The 15,282-nt window shown below is 63.2% G+C and carries 14 protein-coding genes; 7 read left to right on the forward strand and 7 right to left on the reverse strand.

Annotated features, from left to right (window positions below; translation table 11 throughout):
- Positions 1–37 precede the first annotated feature (37 nt).
- From NMB38_RS14545 to NMB38_RS14565, 5 genes are all read left to right on the forward strand, one after another.
- Positions 38–1,312, forward strand: coding sequence for a glycerate kinase type-2 family protein (locus tag NMB38_RS14545; protein WP_023535914.1), 1,275 nt, complete (start codon positions 38–40; stop codon positions 1,310–1,312).
- On the forward strand, positions 1,309–2,724 hold the full coding sequence (gene pyk / locus NMB38_RS14550) for a pyruvate kinase (protein WP_088523286.1): 1,416 nt from the start codon (positions 1,309–1,311) through the stop codon (positions 2,722–2,724). Before NMB38_RS14545 ends, pyk begins: the two co-directional genes overlap by 4 nt.
- A 210-nt stretch (positions 2,725–2,934) precedes the next feature.
- Positions 2,935–3,810: an urea transporter gene (locus NMB38_RS14555; protein WP_028687972.1), complete on the forward strand. Its 876-nt coding sequence runs from the start codon at positions 2,935–2,937 to the stop codon at positions 3,808–3,810.
- A 44-nt stretch (positions 3,811–3,854) separates the two neighbouring features.
- Positions 3,855–4,679 carry an ion transporter gene (locus tag NMB38_RS14560; RefSeq protein ID WP_028687973.1) on the forward strand — a complete coding sequence of 275 codons (825 nt, stop codon included), beginning with the start codon at positions 3,855–3,857 and terminating at the stop codon, positions 4,677–4,679.
- Positions 4,680–4,887: 208 nt separating this feature from the next.
- Positions 4,888–5,886: a sulfate ABC transporter substrate-binding protein gene (locus tag NMB38_RS14565; protein WP_049695637.1), complete on the forward strand. Its 999-nt coding sequence runs from the start codon at positions 4,888–4,890 to the stop codon at positions 5,884–5,886.
- 105 nt (positions 5,887–5,991) lie between these two features.
- Here NMB38_RS14565 and NMB38_RS14570 read toward each other — a convergent pair whose 3' ends face one another.
- Positions 5,992–6,918, reverse strand: coding sequence for a class I SAM-dependent methyltransferase (locus NMB38_RS14570; protein ID WP_027915985.1), 927 nt, complete (start codon positions 6,916–6,918; stop codon positions 5,992–5,994).
- A gap of 501 nt (positions 6,919–7,419) precedes the next feature.
- Between NMB38_RS14570 and NMB38_RS14575 the strand changes: the two genes are divergently transcribed.
- A complete protein-coding gene (locus NMB38_RS14575; protein ID WP_132578748.1) occupies positions 7,420–8,952 on the forward strand; it encodes an NCS1 family nucleobase:cation symporter-1 in 1,533 nt (510 codons plus the stop codon).
- 16 nt (positions 8,953–8,968) lie between these two features.
- Positions 8,969–9,697, forward strand: a complete 729-nt coding sequence (locus tag NMB38_RS14580) for an aspartate/glutamate racemase family protein (protein WP_027915983.1) — start codon at positions 8,969–8,971, stop codon at positions 9,695–9,697.
- Between the two features lie 54 nt (positions 9,698–9,751).
- On the opposite strand, the gene NMB38_RS14585 is transcribed toward NMB38_RS14580, so the two are convergent.
- The 6 genes from NMB38_RS14585 to NMB38_RS14610 all read right to left on the reverse strand — a co-directional run bounded on the left by NMB38_RS14585 (position 9,752) and on the right by NMB38_RS14610 (position 15,274).
- Positions 9,752–10,945, reverse strand: a complete 1,194-nt coding sequence (locus NMB38_RS14585) for a D-amino acid dehydrogenase (RefSeq protein ID WP_132578749.1) — start codon at positions 10,943–10,945, stop codon at positions 9,752–9,754.
- A gap of 43 nt (positions 10,946–10,988) precedes the next feature.
- Positions 10,989–11,651 (reverse strand): hypothetical protein, encoded by a 663-nt coding sequence (locus tag NMB38_RS14590; RefSeq protein ID WP_027915981.1) that lies wholly within the window; start codon positions 11,649–11,651, stop codon positions 10,989–10,991.
- 176 nt (positions 11,652–11,827) lie between these two features.
- Complete coding sequence (locus NMB38_RS14595) at positions 11,828–12,166, reverse strand: FKBP-type peptidyl-prolyl cis-trans isomerase (RefSeq protein WP_027915980.1); 339 nt, start codon at positions 12,164–12,166, stop codon at positions 11,828–11,830.
- Between the two features lie 105 nt (positions 12,167–12,271).
- Entirely contained in the window at positions 12,272–13,060 is a 789-nt protein-coding gene (locus tag NMB38_RS14600; RefSeq protein WP_049695636.1) for a PhzF family phenazine biosynthesis protein, read from the reverse strand.
- A 51-nt stretch (positions 13,061–13,111) separates the two neighbouring features.
- Positions 13,112–14,050 carry a 2-hydroxyacid dehydrogenase gene (locus NMB38_RS14605; RefSeq protein ID WP_027915978.1) on the reverse strand — a complete coding sequence of 313 codons (939 nt, stop codon included), beginning with the start codon at positions 14,048–14,050 and terminating at the stop codon, positions 13,112–13,114.
- Positions 14,051–14,851: 801 nt separating this feature from the next.
- Positions 14,852–15,274 carry a hypothetical protein gene (locus NMB38_RS14610; RefSeq protein ID WP_059183762.1) on the reverse strand — a complete coding sequence of 141 codons (423 nt, stop codon included), beginning with the start codon at positions 15,272–15,274 and terminating at the stop codon, positions 14,852–14,854.
- Between the last annotated feature and the right edge of the window lie 8 nt (positions 15,275–15,282).

The raw sequence follows: 15,282 nt of genomic DNA on the forward strand, positions 1-15,282 counted from the left end.
TCTCGATTGTGCAGAACAACAATAAAGGGAGCCTGCCATGTCGGTCGATCCACAGAAACTGCTGCGTGAGCTATTCGACACAGCCATTGCCGCTGCCCACCCCAGCCACGTGCTCGAACCCTACCTGCCCGCTGACCGCAGTGGCCGGGTGATCGTCATCGGCGCAGGCAAGGCCGCCGCCGCCATGGCTGAGGTGGTCGAAAAGCACTGGCAAGGCGAGGTCAGCGGCCTGGTCGTGACCCGCTACGGCCACGGTGCCAACTGCCAACACATCGAAGTGGTCGAAGCCGCCCACCCGGTGCCGGATGCAGCCGGCCTGGCGGTTGCCAGGCGCGTGCTGGAGCTGGTCGGCAACCTCAGCGAGCAGGATCGGGTGATATTCCTGCTGTCCGGCGGTGGCTCTGCCTTGCTGGCGCTGCCCGCCGCCGACCTGACCCTGGCGGACAAGCAGCACATCAACAAGGCCCTGCTCAAATCCGGCGCCACCATCGGCGAGATGAACTGCGTGCGCAAGCACCTCTCGGCGATCAAGGGTGGGCGCCTGGCCAAGGCCTGCTGGCCGGCCACGGTCTACACCTATGCGATCTCGGACGTGCCGGGCGACCTGGCCACGGTCATCGCATCTGGCCCCACCGTGGCCGATCCGAGCACCTCGGCCCAGGCACTGGCGATCCTCAAACGCTACGCCATCGATGCCCCACAGGCCGTCATCGACTGGCTCAACGACCCGGCCTCCGAAACCCTCAAGGCGGGCGACCCAGCCCTGGCCCGCAGCCATTTCCAGCTGATCGCCAAGCCTCAGCAATCGCTGGAAGCTGCGGCAGTCAAGGCGCGCCAGGCAGGCTTCAGTCCGTTGATATTGGGCGACCTGGAGGGTGAGTCACGGGAAGTGGCCAAGGTGCACGCAGGCATTGCCCGGCAAATCGTCCAGCATGGCCAGCCGCTCAAGGCCCCCTGCGTGATTCTGTCCGGCGGTGAGACCACGGTCACCGTGCGCGGTAATGGGCGCGGCGGGCGCAACGCGGAATTTCTGCTTAGCCTCACCGAAAGCCTCAAGGGCCTGCCGGGCGTCTACGCACTGGCAGGCGATACCGACGGCATCGACGGCTCGGAAGAAAACGCCGGCGCTGTGATGACCCCCAGCAGCTACGCACGCGCCCAAGCCCTGGGCCTTTCTGCCAGCGACGAGCTGGACGACAACAACGGCTACGGCTACTTCGCCGCGCTCGATGCGCTGATCGTCACTGAACCCACGCGCACCAACGTCAACGACTTTCGCGCCATCCTGATTCTCGAGACCGACCCCTCATGACGCCTGACAAGAAAGTGAAAATCCTCGCCACCCTGGGCCCGGCTACCGGTGGCATCGACGCTGTACGGCAACTGGTGGAAGCAGGCGTGAATATCTTTCGCCTGAACTTCAGCCATGGCGAGCACGCCGACCATGCGCTGCGCTATCAATGGATCCGCGAGGTGGAGCAGCAGCTCAACTACCCATTGGGCATCCTCATGGACCTTCAAGGGCCAAAACTGCGGGTGGGTCGTTTTGCCGAAGGCAAGGTGCACCTGCAACGTGGTCAAGCCTTGCGCCTGGACCTGGACAAGACGCCAGGCGACAGCAGCAGGGTCAACCTGCCTCACCCGGAGATCATCGCTGCGCTGGAACCTGGCATGGACCTGCTGCTGGACGACGGCAAGTTGCGGCTGCGCGTGACGGCCAAACACCGTGACGCCATCGTCACCGAGGTGCTGGCAGGTGGGGAGCTGTCCGACCGCAAGGGGGTGAATGTGCCTCAGGCGGTTCTGGACTTGTCGCCCCTGACCGAGAAGGACCGCCGCGACCTGGCGTTCGGCCTGGAGCTTGGCGTGGACTGGGTGGCGCTGTCGTTCGTGCAACGCCCCGAGGACATTGCCGAGGCACGCCAGCTGATCGGCGACCGCGCCTACTTGATGGCCAAGATCGAGAAACCGTCGGCGGTGGAGCAGCTGCAAGCGATCGCCGAGCAGGCCGACGCGATCATGGTGGCCCGGGGCGACCTGGGTGTGGAAGTGCCTGCCGAGAGCGTGCCGCAGATCCAGAAGCGCATCATCGGCACCTGCCGGCAGCTGGGCAAGCCCGTGGTAGTGGCCACGCAGATGCTCGAATCCATGCGCTTCTCCCCTGCTCCGACTCGTGCCGAAGTCACCGACGTGGCCAATGCCGTGGCGGAAGGCGCGGACGCTGTGATGTTGTCGGCGGAGACGGCCTCGGGCGATTACCCGCTCGAAGCCGTGCAGATGATGAGCAAGATCATCCGCCAGGTGGAGAACGGCCCGGACTACCAGGCCCAGCTCGACGTCGGCCGGCCGAAGGCAGAGGCCACCGTATCGGACGCCATCAGCTGCGCCATCCGCCGCATCAGCGGCATCCTGCCGGTGGCGGTGCTGGTCAACTACAGCGAGTCAGGCGCCTCGACCTTGCGTGCTTCGCGCGAGCGGCCACGGGCACCGATCCTCAACCTGACGCCGAACCCGAACACCGCTCGCCGCCTGAGCGTGGCCTGGGGCGTGCATTCGGTAGTGAATGACCGCCTACGCCAGGTAGACGAAGTGGTTTCCACTGCGCTGGAAATTGCCCAGGCCCAAGGCATGGCCAGCCGTGGCGACACGCTTCTGATCACTGCCGGTGTGCCTTTCGGCAAGCCAGGGTCGACCAACACGCTGCGGATCGAGACGTTGAACTGAGATTCCCGGGGGCGCTATGCGCCCCCGTCGCGGGTCAAGCCCGCTCCCACAGGAGGCGCGCCGCTCCATGGCACAGCGCAGAGCTTGTAGGAGCGGGCTTGACCCGCGAATGGAGGGCGCAGCCCTCCCCGAACACCGATGTACCGGACCTGCGGTAAATCGAGGCCCAAAGAGGCCCACCGCCCTCCCATCCACCTCACTGACTGCCCCATGTACACCAAAAATTTCGTAAACCCTTGCCCCGACTGGGCGACGGCGATACTCAACGGTTTCAGCCAGGTGCTACTGCTGCGCAACCCCCTGTGCGGCCTGTGCTGCCTGCTGGCCATCCTGCTGACCGCGCCCAACCTGGTCGGTGGCGCCCTGCTCGGCGCCTTGGCCGGCCTGCTCACCGCGCAGCGTCGCGGCTACGACCGTGCTGACCGCCAGGCCGGGCTGTACTGCTACAACAGCGTACTCATAGGCCTGCTGATCAGCGCCGTGCTGCCCTGGTCCGCCATTCTGCCGCCGCTGATCCTCGCTGCCGGCGGGCTGTCCAGCATCATCACCCACCAGTGGCGCAAACGCGGCGGCAAGCTGCTGACTGCCTACACGGCGCCGTTCGTGCTCCTGGGCTGGGGCACGTTGCTGTTCGTACAGACGGTCACCGTACCCGCGGTGGTCGAGGCCGACCTGGCGAGTGCCCTGGCAAGAGGGGTCGGGCAGATCTTCCTGCTCGATCAACCCCTGGCTGGGCTGCTGATCATCGTCGGCCTATTGATCGCCAACCCGTATGCCTGCTTCTGGGCGGTCATAGGCTCTGCCGCAGGTGCAGGCCTGGCACTGCTCGTGGGTGATACGCCGTCGGCATGGATGGGGCTTTATGGTTTCAACGCGGCCCTGGCAGCCCTAGCCTTCAGCCGTCAGGGGGAAAAACCCTGGGTCACGTTGTTGGCCATCGGCCTGGCACTGGCGTTACACCCGCTGTTGAGCAGGCTGCCGTTCCCGGCGCTCACGGCGCCTTTCGTCGCCGCCTGCTGGCTCATCCACTTGGGCAGTCACCTGAAGCTTGGCAAACGCCAGACACCGGGGCGCTTGCATAGCTGAAAGGCACCCCATAGGCTCAGCCGACTTCACGATGGACAGAGCCAATGAACAAACCTGCAAGCCTGCGCGAGCGGCTTTACGTGATCGTCTTCCAGAGCGACACCGTGGCCGGAAGACGCTTCGACAAAACCCTGTTGCTGATCATCCTGGCGAGCCTGGTCACGGTCATCCTGGACAGCATCGATGAGGTGCATCGCGGCTACGGAGGCCTGCTGGCCGCGATCGAGTGGGGCTTCACCGCCATCTTCCTGTGCGAATACATCACGCGGCTGTACTGCTCGCCCCGGCCCCTGCGCTACGCCTTCAGCTTCTACGGCCTGGTCGACTTGCTGGCGATCGTGCCGGGCATCATCGCGCTGTACTACAGTGACGCGCAGTACCTGCTGATCGTGAGGGTCATCCGCATGTTGCGGATCTTCCGTGTACTCAAGCTCAGCCCGTACCTCAAGCAGGCCAATTACCTGCTCGATGCCCTGCGCGGCAGCAAGCAGAAGATCATCGTGTTCCTGGTCAGCGTATCGACGCTGGTCACCGTATTCGGCACCCTCATGTACGTGATCGAGGGCCCGGAGCATGGCTTCACGAGCATTCCCAAGGGGATCTACTGGGCCATCGTCACGCTGACCACGGTCGGGTTCGGCGACATCGTGCCCCGAACACCTTTGGGCCAGGTGCTGTCTTCGCTGGTGATGATCATCGGCTACTCGATCATCGCGGTGCCAACCGGGATCTTTACCGCCGAGCTCGCTAATGCCATGCGTGGCGAGCAACTGCAACACCCCTGCCCGACCTGCAGCAAGAAATCCCATGAAAGTGGAGCGGCGTTTTGTGCCCGGTGTGGAAATGCGTTGTTCCCCAAATCCGGTTGAGCGAGGCGCTCATGACGAGATCCGGAGGGCTCCCGCACCTTGGAGGGTGAGGGAGTCATTGAGTGGGCAAAGCCCGTGGACAACTGCCAACACCGCCCATCGGCCAGCACGTATAAGCAAAGACGCATTGATTCTTTAATACCTGAAGAACAAGACGCTATAGTCGCTGGCACATTGCCCCAACATTCATACCTATAAGGAATGCGTCGTGAAAAAGTTTTTCACCGTCTCGCTGGCCGCTGCCAGCCTGGCCTTCGGCACCCTGGCCCACGCTGCCCCGACCCTGCTGAACGTTTCCTACGACGTGATGCGTGATTTCTACAAGGACTACAACCCGGCCTTCCAGAAGCACTGGGAGGCCGAGCATAACGAGAAGGTCACTGTGCAGATGTCCTTCGGTGGCTCCAGCAAACAGGCGCGCGCGGTGATCGATGGCCTGCCGGCCGACGTGATCACCATGAACATGGCCACCGACATCAATGCCTTGGTCGACAACGGCAAATTGATCCCTGACAACTGGGTCACGCGCCTGCCGAACAACAGTGCGCCGTTCACCTCTGCCACGGTGTTCATCGTGCGCAAGGGCAACCCCAAGGCATTGAAGGACTGGCCGGATCTGCTCAAGGACGGCGTACAGGTCATCGTACCCAACCCCAAGACCTCGGGTAACGGCCGCTACACCTACCTGTCGGCGTGGGGCTATGTGCTCAAGCAAGGCGGTGACGAGACCAAGGCGCGTGCGTTCGTCGGCAAGCTGTTCAAGCAGGCGCCAGTGCTGGACACCGGTGGTCGCGCCGCCACTACCACGTTCATGACCAACCAGATTGGCGATGTGCTGGTGACGTTCGAGAACGAAGCGGAAATGATTGCGCGCGAATTCGGTCGCGATCAGTTCGAGGTGGTCTATCCAAGCGTTTCAGCCGAAGCCGAGCCGCCGGTGAGCGTGGTCGATAAAGTGGTGGCCCGTAAAGGCACCCAAGCCGTGGCCGAGGAATACTTGAAGTACCTGTGGTCACCGGCCGCCCAGGAACTCGCCGCCCAGAACTACTTGCGTCCACGCGATGCGACCGTGTTGGCCAAGTACACCGACCGTTTCCCCAAGGTCGAATTCCTCTCGGTCGAGAAGACCTTTGGTGACTGGCGTACCGTGCAGAAAACGCATTTCAACGATGGGGGCGTGTTCGACCAGATCTATACCGGTCAGTGAAGCTGATGGGGCTAGGCCGGCAGTACAGCGGTCCGGGGCTTGAGCTTCGCAACACCCATGAAAGCCGGACGCGGCTGTGGTCCCCTGAATGACGGCCTGCCCCGATCAACCTAACCGAAACACCAACGCCTTCAACCCCCCAGCCGGATCCACATCCGGGAACTCCGGCGGGTTCTGCAGCCGTTCCACGAAGGCGAGGCCGGGCGCGTGCTCGGCCATGCCCTCGATCAAGAACTCAGGCCCTATGCCGGGGTCATTCACGCAGGCCAGAACCGTCCCACCTTCATTCAACAGCTCAGGCAAGCGGCGCAGGATCTTCGCGTAGTCCTGGGTCAACACGAAGCTACCGCGCTGGAAGGTGGGCGGATCGATGATGATCAGATCGTAAGGCCCGTATTTGCGCACCTTGCCCCATGACTTGAACAGCTCATGACCCAGGTAGGCCACACGGGACGGGTCATGCTGGTTGAGGCGATGGTTGTCGCGCCCTCGGGACAGTGCCGATTTCGCCATGTCCAGGTTCACCACCTGCTCGGCCCCACCTGCAATCGCCGCCACCGAAAAACCGCAGGTGTAGGCAAACAGGTTCAGCACGCGCTGCCCCTTGGCCTGGGCGCGCACCCACTGGCGACCATGACGCATGTCCAGGAACAGGCCATTGTTCTGACGTACTCCCAGGTCCAGCAGGTAGGTCAGCCCGTCCTCGATCACCTCACGTTGCTGACACGGCTCGCCCACCAGCCACTGACCGGGGCTGTCGGGCAGGTAACGGTGTTGCAGCAGGATCGCCTGGCCCGTCCACTGCTCAAGGTGCGACAGCCGCAACAGCATCGCCTCAAGCTCTGCCAATTGCCCCTCGGGGGGCTCACGGAACAAGGCGACCGACAACACGCCCTGAAGCCAGTCCACCGTGATCTGCTCAAGGCCGGGCCAGCAACGTCCTCGGCCGTGGAAAAGGCGACGGGTTTCTGCAGGGGCGGGGTTCAGGGCGGCAAGCAGATGCTGCTCGAGGGCGGCAATCGGAGAGGTCATGTCAGGTCACATCGGTAAGCGGAGGCGTATTTTACATGGCAAGGCCGCCCAGGTGCGCCACCTTGAATTGTCTATTTTTTGTACACACTAATGTCACCTTAAGTGCCATTTTTGTGTGCACTTGCACCGCCCATGCCCCGATGTGTTACATGAAGCGCTCACTTAATGCTGACCATCTGATCAACTAAGCCCATGAATTCAAACAATTATTGACTCAATGGTCAGCTTAAAACGCTGATTTTTCAGCTTGTTACTGAAATCTGCACGCTTCCTGAGTGGTCACTGTGGCGATCGCCTGCTGAAGCTGGCATGGAACTGGCTTCCCTGTGCTTGTGTTTTGTATACAAGTTTCACCGAACATAAATACACAAGAACCCGCGACGCCGATTGACCGTCGGCCGCCGCGCCCAGAACCCCGAGATGCCAACGCTGCACCGACGAGATGGCGAGCCCGTGCGCTGCCCGCTCATCGCAGTCAACGTGCATCAGGAGCCCGCCGGAATGAGTAGCAGCCTCAACCTTGCCCCTGAACTATCCGTTGCCAGCACCCAGACCCAACCAACCCCGGCCGACACGGTGCCGGACATGGCACTGAGCCCCCGCCTGCACAACCGGGACCTGGCCCCCACCCGCATCGCCGGGCGCCGCTGGGGCCGTTACAGCATCTTCGCCCTGTGGACCAACGATGTGCACAACATCGCCAACTATTCATTCGCCATGGGCCTGTTCGCCCTGGGCCTGGGCGGCTGGCAGATATTGCTGTCGCTGGCCATTGGTGCCGCCCTGGTGTACTTCTTCATGAACCTGTCGGGCTACATGGGGCAGAAGACCGGCGTCCCCTTCCCGGTCATCAGCCGCATCGCCTTCGGCATCCACGGCGCGCAGATCCCGGCGCTGATCCGCGCAGTCATCGCCATCGCCTGGTTCGGTATCCAGACCTACCTGGCCTCGGTGGTCCTGCGCGTGCTGCTCAGCGCCGTCTGGCCGCAGATGGCAGCCTACGACCACGACAGCATCCTTGGCCTGTCCAGCCTGGGCTGGGCCTGTTTCGTGGCCATCTGGCTGGTGCAGTTGGTGATTCTCGCCTACGGCATGGAGATGGTCCGTCGCTACGAAGCTTTCGCAGGCCCTGTCATTCTGGTAACGGTTGCAGCGCTGGCGGTGTTCATGTACTTCAAGGCCGACACACGCATCGCCTGGTCGGTGGCAGAACCCCTGAGCGGTTACGAGATGTGGCGCAACATCTTTGCCGGCGGTGCCTTGTGGCTGGCCATCTATGGCACGCTGGTGCTCAATTTCTGTGATTTCGCCCGTTCCTCGCCGTGCCGCAAGACCATTCGCGTTGGCAATTTCTGGGGCCTGCCGGTGAACATCCTGGTGTTTGCCGTGATCACCGTCGTGCTGTGCGGCGCTCAGTTCAAGATCAACGGCCAGATGATCGACAGCCCAACGCAGATCGTCGCAGCCATTCCAAACACCACCTTCCTGGTGCTGGGCTGCCTGTCGTTCCTCATCGTCACGGTGGCGGTCAATATCATGGCCAACTTCGTGGCACCGGCCTTCGTGCTCAGCAACCTGGCACCGCGTCACCTCAATTTCCGTCGCGCGGGGCTGATCAGCGCCACGCTGGCGGTGCTCATCCTGCCGTGGAACCTGTACAACAGCCCCTTGGTGATCGTCTACTTCCTGTCCGGCCTGGGTGCATTGCTGGGCCCGCTGTACGGGGTGATCATGTCCGACTACTGGCTGCTGCGCAAAGGCTGCATCAACGTCCCGCAGCTCTACAGCGAAGACCCCGCCGGCGCGTATCACTACACCAAGGGCATCAACCTGCGCGCGGTCGCGGCGTTCGTGCCGGCGGCCCTGTTGGCCATCGTGCTGGCCCTGGTACCCAACTTCCACAGCGTCGCGCCCTTCTCGTGGCTGATCGGGGCTGGCATCGCCGCCGCCCTGTACCTGTTGATCGCGCCGCGCAACCGTCATTACCACGACGTCAGCGGCGAATGCATCGCCGTCGACCACAGCAGCCACTGAACAAGGAGGACTGCCCATGCGAATCCTGATTGCCAACGTCAACACCACCGAAGCCATCACCGAGGCCATCGCCGAGCAGGCCCGCGCCGTGGCGGCGCCGGGCACAGAAGTCATCGGCCTTACGCCGTGGTTCGGCGCAGAATCGGTGGAGGGCAATTTCGAGAGTTACCTGGCCGCCATTGCCGTGATGGATCGGGTACTGGCCTATGAGGGCCCCTATGATGCAGTGATCCAGGCCGGTTATGGCGAGCACGGCCGTGAAGGCCTGCAGGAGCTGCTGAACGTGCCGGTGGTGGACATCACCGATGCCGCCGCCAGCACCGCCATGTACCTGGGCCACGCTTACTCGGTGGTCACCACGCTGGACCGTACCGTCCCCTTGATCGAGGACCGCCTCAGGCTTTCCGGGCTGTACGACCGCTGCGCATCGGTACGCGCCAGCGGCCTGGCGGTGCTGGAACTCGAAGCCGATCCGCAGCGCGCTGTCGAGGCCATCGTCGAACAAGCCGAACGGGCCGTACGTGATGACAAGGCCGAGGTCATCTGCCTGGGATGCGGAGGCATGGCCGGGCTGGACGAGCAGATCCGCCAACGCACCGGGGTACCGGTGGTCGATGGGGTCAGCGCGGCGGTGACCATCGCCGAGTCGTTGGTGCGCCTGGGCCTGAGTACGTCCAAGGTGCGCACCTATGCCACCCCTCGGGCGAAGAAGGTCATAGGCTGGCCAATGCGCGTCGGCCGCTAGGGCACCAGGGCGCAACCTGCGCGGGATCGGCAATCGATCCTGCGTAGGCACTGCTCAACCGATCATTCTGGCCAGCCGCTGGCCACTGCCGCAGGCCAGCGTGAAGCCCAGCGCGCCATGGCCAAGGTTGAGCCAAAGGTTACGGTAAGGCGTTGCGCCTATTATGGGTACACCGGTGGGCGTCGCCGGTCGCATACCGGCCCATTCCACTGCGTGGGCATAATCGGCGGCGTGGGGCAGCGTCTCCAGTGCCAGGCGGCGCATGCTCTGCAAGCGGCGTTTGTCCAGCGCCTCGTCCTGCCCCACGATGTCCACCATGGCCGCGACGCGCAACTGTCGATCCAGCCGGGCATAGACGATCTTGCGCTCGTAGTCCGTCAGGCTGATCTCAAGCGCCCCCTGCCCCGACACCAGGGGCGCAGTCAGGCTGTACCCTTTGAGTGGATAGATCGGAATGTTCACCCCTGGCACCTTCAGCGCCGCGCTGCGGTAACCTGCGCACAGCACCAATTGGTCGATTGGCAGTTCTTCATGGCCAAGGCGCAGCGCCACCACCTGATGCTCACGGTGAAGCAGTTGCGTCACCGGCTGACCGAGCCGGAACTGGCATTGGCCGCAGGCTTGCAGGGCGGCGGCCAAGCGCAGGCAGAAGGCGTGGCAGTCGCCCACTTCTTCGTCCGGGGTGAAGACGCCGCCCACGAATGGCGACGCCTGCAGCGCCGGTTCCAGCGCCCGCAGCTCAGCGGCGCCGAGTACCTGCTGGCGATCAGGGTCCGTCAGTTGCAGACGGCTGCGCCTGAACTGGGCTTCGCTGCGAAACGCTACGAGCTTGCCGTTGCGGCGCCAGGCAAAATCACCGATTGCCTGGGCTTGGCGCCACTGGGCCAACACGGCCTGGCTTTGCAGAGCAAGGTCAAGCAATACGGCGGCGTTGCGCTGATTGACGCTGCGTCGGCACGCCAGTGTGAAGGCCAGTAACCAGCGCCACTGCGCCGGGTCTAGACGCAAGCGCAGGCGCAGCGGGGAGTCGCCCTGCAACAACCACCCCAGCGCCTGCCACGGCACGCCCGCATCCGCCAGTGGCGCGACGTAGCGGTAGGACAATTGACCACCGTTGGCAAAGCTGGTGGCCGCCCCCAAGGTGTCGTGGGCCTCGATCAATTCAACGCAATGGCCTTCCTGCACCAGCGCATAGGCCGTCGCCAGCCCGATCACGCCGCCCCCGATCACCGTCACCTGCCGCTTCATCGTTCATCCCTGTTCAGCATCCTGGCTCAACAGTACCAGCGGATCAGGTCGGGCAGCTATGCTCACCGTCATCGAGCCCCTGACGCACGTTGCGGCTGCGCAGGCTGGCCTTGCCATCGTGCCAGTCCAGGGTCAGGACATAGAGGGTGTCGAAGTCCCCATCCTGCCAATCTTCGGTGATGACATGCTCCTTGCCGACAGCCTTCTGGGCGACGGTATTGATCAGGTCCGGCAGGTAGCCGTGAGACCATGCCGTATAGATGGTCGCGTTACGGTACTTGTCGCTGAGCAGTTCGTCGGCCAGGTCATCGGTGTCGTTGGCGCTGTAGTCGATGTTGACCGGCAGGCCGAGGCGAATGGCACTGGGGCTTATGGTCATGAGCGGACGCAGGTAGCTGTAGCTTTGGTCATCAGCGCCCTCCTCCACGTGCCGGGACGGGTTGGCAGCAAACACGTAATCGGCCTTGCCGAAACGTTCGGGTAAAACCGTGGCCAGGTCCAGCGCGCGGTTCAGGCCCTGGCAGTTCAGCTGGCCCAGGCCTTCACCGGGTTTTTCGGCATGGCGCAGAAACACCAGGGTCTGGGTGCCATCCACCGGTTGCGCGCGGCTCTCGACGGCGTCCAGCGCCAGCGGTACGCCTACGGCGGTCAGGGCCAGGCCCAGCAACCAATGACGGCGACGATGCAGGTGTGGAATCAACTTCATCAATGCAGGCTCGTGTGACAAACGGGTCACCCGCGCATCGCCTGGACGGGCACAGGGCGCCTTTTGCAGTGAGTGCCTTCCTTGACGACGGGTTCGGTTCAGAGTGCCAATAGCCCGTTTTGTTCCCCGCTGCCAGGGTGCCAGGCGTCTGGCACAGGCATTACGGGGCTATCGTGTCAGTCATCGCGCGTCAGCACTTCGAGCAGCTCGATTTCGAACGCTAGGTCCGAATCAGGTGGGATAGAACCAACGCTACGCGCGCCATAACCCAGGTGCGCCGGCACCAACAGCTTGCGCTTGCCGCCAACGCGCATGCCCATGATGCCCTGGTCCCACCCCTTGATTACTCGCCCGGTACCGATCACGCATTGAAACGGCTTGCCGCGTGACCAGGAGGAGTCGAACTCGGTGCCATCGGCCAGCCACCCGGTGTATTGGGTTGTGATCAGCGCACCTTTGACGGCCGCCTTGCCGTCACCCTCGACCAGGTCGATGATTTGCAGTTCTTGGTTCATGCGCAGGCTCCAGCCGCTACGAAAATGCCGTTCTTTTCGCAGCATTGCCCGGATTTGGCAAGCCTTGGTGTCGGCCTGCGCATCGTCGGTGACGACAGGGTCGTCTTACAGGTAGACGGTACCGCGCATGAACAACGCCGCCCGCCCACTGATGATCACCCGGCCATTGCCCGGGAGCACGCAGCGCAGCTGGCCCTTGCGCGCACCGCCTTGCTCGCATTCAAGCGACTGCTTGCCTAGCCGTTGTGCCCAGATCGGTGCGAGCGAGGTATGGGCCGAACCGGTCACCGGGTCTTCATTGACCCCCACGCGTGGCCCGAACCAGCGCGTCACGAAGTCGAACCCACGCCCCGGCGCCGTTACGGCGATGCCGCGCACGTCAAAGCCAGCCAGCTCGACGAAATCTGGCGTGAGGGTATCGAGCAACTCAGGGTCATCGACCACCACCACGTAGTCATCGCTGCGATACACCGCCTGCGCCTGGCGCAGGCCCAATGCTTGCAGCAGACCGGCTGGCACTGGCTGGGCCTCAGGTTGGCGGGCAGGGAAATCCATGGCCAACAGGCCGTCCGCTTGCCGTGTTACCCGCAGTTCACCGCTGCGGGTATTGAAGCGCAGCACCTGCGCCGGTTCTTTGAGGTGTTCGAACAGCACGTAGGCCGAGGCCAGGGTGGCGTGACCGCACAAGTCCACTTCCACGGTGGGCGTGAACCAGCGCAGGTCGAACACATCGCCGTTGCGCACGAAATACGCCGTTTCCGAAAGGTTGTTTTCCTCGGCGATGCGCTGCAGCACGGCATCGGGCAGCCACTGATCGAGCGGGATGACCGCGGCCGGATTACCGCCGAAGGGTTCGGCACTGAAGGCGTCGACCTGGAAGATTTCGAGTTGCATCAATACGCTCCTTGTTGCCTGCCCTTGTGCAGGCTATTGGCGGTGTGGGGCCTAATGAAGCACCGGTGTCAGCACGGGCTTGCCGGCGAAAAAGGCATCGAGGTTACGCAGGACCAACGTCACCGTGGCTTCTGCCGCCTCTGGCGATTGCCCGGCGACATGGGGCGTCAATACCGTGTTCGGAAGCGACTTGAGGGTGTCGGGAACATCAGGTTCCTCGTCGAACACGTCCAGGGCCGCACCGGCCAATTGACCGCTCTGCAGTGCCTGGGTCAGGGCCTGGGTATCGACGACGCTGGCCCGAGCGATGTTGACCAGGTAGCCCTGGGGGCCGAGCGCCTTCAGCACCTGTGCATTCACCAGGTGGCGAGTGTCGGCGCCGCCGGGTGTGGCGACCACGAGAATATCGACTGCCTCGGCCAGGGCCGGGACGCTGTCATGGCCGGTGTAGGGCAACGCCGGTCGTGGTGTTCGGTTGTAGTAGCTCACGGGCATGTCGAACCCCTGGTGTGCGCGCTTGGCAATGGCCTGGCCAACGGCGCCCATGCCCAGAATGCCCAGGCGTTTACCTGTGACCGATGGGCTGATCACGCGCTGCCATTGGCCAGCGCGGGTACTGGCGTCGGCTTGCGGGATGTTGCGCAGCAGTGCCAGGAGCATGGCCATGGCGTGATCGGCCACGGCGTCGGCGTTGGCGCCGGCGCCGTTGGTGACGGTGATGTGGCGGGCACGGGCGGCTTGCAGGTCGACCTGCTCATAGCCGGCGCCGATGACGCAGATGATCTGCAGGTTGGGCAGTGCGTCGATTTCCTTGGCTGTCAGGCCGAGGGGGCCGCGGGTGAGGACGGCGTCGATGCGGGGGCCGTTTTGCTCGATGGCCTGGGTGCGCAGGTCGGGGGTCTGGGCGAGGATGAGGTGGTAGCCGGCGTTTGTCAGCAGGGGGAGGTAGGTGTCTACGGTTTCGACCAGGACCAGGATTGTCTTGTGCATGATGCCTCCGGGTGGGTTGGGGATTATGCGGAGGGGGTGGGTGGTGGAGTCAATGGGTATTATGGGTGGGGGCTGTATGGGAGGCGGGAGTGGGATTTGGGGGCGGGCGCTTTGTAATTAGCTTGATCTTGAATTGGACTCTGCGGCTTTTGGACTTTGAACTTTGGACTTTGGACTTGGGACTTTGAACCTGGGACTTGGGGCTCAGGTCTTTGAGGCTGGAGTTGGATTGTTAGCATGGGCATTTATATTGAGTAGGTATTCATTGGCTAGGGTGGCGCACAGTCACCCTTCCGCCCTTACGGCGGCTCACTTTTTGTCTTGTCAAAAAGTAAGCAAAAACCGCCTGCTCCTATCATCCGGCCCCTACGCTGCGCTCCGGGGTTCCCTCGCTCCGGGCTTGCTCCCGGGAGGAGCGCGCTGCAGGCCCCATCCTGGGGCCCAGCGCTTGACAGGCATCCATGCCTGTCACCTCCCTCCGCAAGCCCTGCGCTCGGCCTCCTGAAGTCGCGATCTGCGGGGTCTGAACTACCGCGCGCTTAGAAGCAAGATCAAGATCAAGATCAAGAGCGGCTATTTAAATGGACTGGCGCTCTTTGGGATGAAGTGTCTTGGGTCAAGCATTCATTTTGCTCATTGCGGTGCAACTGCTTTGCACAATATTACAAGGCAATCCCATTTAATGTAGGAGCGGTCTTGTGCCGCGATGGGCCGCGCAGCGGCCCCAGGTTGTCGGTTAGAACGCCTATATAACTAAGGCTGCTGTGCGTCGCGTTGCGGCCGGCCGGGTGTCGAAAAAAACTACTGCCCAAAAGCCCGCCCCAGCCCCCCAGGCACACCACTGCTGTCGGTCTGCTGCCACGGTCCATCCGGGCTCACCGACCAGCTCCAGCCATTGTCGAACCGGTAATACGTTCGCTGGCGATAGAAGGTATTGGGCTTCTTGTCCAACACATACACGCCCAACTTGGGGTCCCAATGGCTCGCCCCGCCCGGCGGCGGCGCAAAGCTTGCCGAGGTGCGCGGCACTGGCTTGGCTGGCGGTGCAGGCTTGCTCCCAGGCCCTGCAGGCTGCCCACCCGGCAGCGGCGTGACCACCGGGCCCTTGGGCGGCAGCCGTTCGATCGGTGGTTCAGGCTCAGGCTGCGAAGAAGGCCCATGCACCGTACAGGCCGACAAACCCAGCGCCAGGGTGATCAGGGTGAGGCGTACCGTCGCGTGCATAGGAAACT

Source organism: Pseudomonas sp. FBCC-B35 (genome assembly GCF_059133755.1).

What these genes read in the sequence shown, in the direction of transcription:
- NMB38_RS14580 (WP_027915983.1), top strand. Translation starts at nt 8,969, where the DNA reads ATGCGAATCCTGATTGCCAACGTCAACACCACCGAAGCCATCACCGAG.
- NMB38_RS14590 (WP_027915981.1), bottom strand. Translation starts at nt 11,651, where the DNA reads ATGAAGTTGATTCCACACCTGCATCGTCGCCGTCATTGGTTGCTGGGC.
- NMB38_RS14555 (WP_028687972.1), top strand. Translation starts at nt 2,935, where the DNA reads ATGTACACCAAAAATTTCGTAAACCCTTGCCCCGACTGGGCGACGGCG.
- NMB38_RS14575 (WP_132578748.1), top strand. Translation starts at nt 7,420, where the DNA reads ATGAGTAGCAGCCTCAACCTTGCCCCTGAACTATCCGTTGCCAGCACC.
- pyk (WP_088523286.1), top strand. Translation starts at nt 1,309, where the DNA reads ATGACGCCTGACAAGAAAGTGAAAATCCTCGCCACCCTGGGCCCGGCT.
- NMB38_RS14570 (WP_027915985.1), bottom strand. Translation starts at nt 6,918, where the DNA reads ATGACCTCTCCGATTGCCGCCCTCGAGCAGCATCTGCTTGCCGCCCTG.
- NMB38_RS14545 (WP_023535914.1), top strand. Translation starts at nt 38, where the DNA reads ATGTCGGTCGATCCACAGAAACTGCTGCGTGAGCTATTCGACACAGCC.
- NMB38_RS14585 (WP_132578749.1), bottom strand. Translation starts at nt 10,945, where the DNA reads ATGAAGCGGCAGGTGACGGTGATCGGGGGCGGCGTGATCGGGCTGGCG.
- NMB38_RS14560 (WP_028687973.1), top strand. Translation starts at nt 3,855, where the DNA reads ATGAACAAACCTGCAAGCCTGCGCGAGCGGCTTTACGTGATCGTCTTC.
- NMB38_RS14595 (WP_027915980.1), bottom strand. Translation starts at nt 12,166, where the DNA reads ATGAACCAAGAACTGCAAATCATCGACCTGGTCGAGGGTGACGGCAAG.
- NMB38_RS14600 (WP_049695636.1), bottom strand. Translation starts at nt 13,060, where the DNA reads ATGCAACTCGAAATCTTCCAGGTCGACGCCTTCAGTGCCGAACCCTTC.
- NMB38_RS14610 (WP_059183762.1), bottom strand. Translation starts at nt 15,274, where the DNA reads ATGCACGCGACGGTACGCCTCACCCTGATCACCCTGGCGCTGGGTTTG.
- NMB38_RS14605 (WP_027915978.1), bottom strand. Translation starts at nt 14,050, where the DNA reads ATGCACAAGACAATCCTGGTCCTGGTCGAAACCGTAGACACCTACCTC.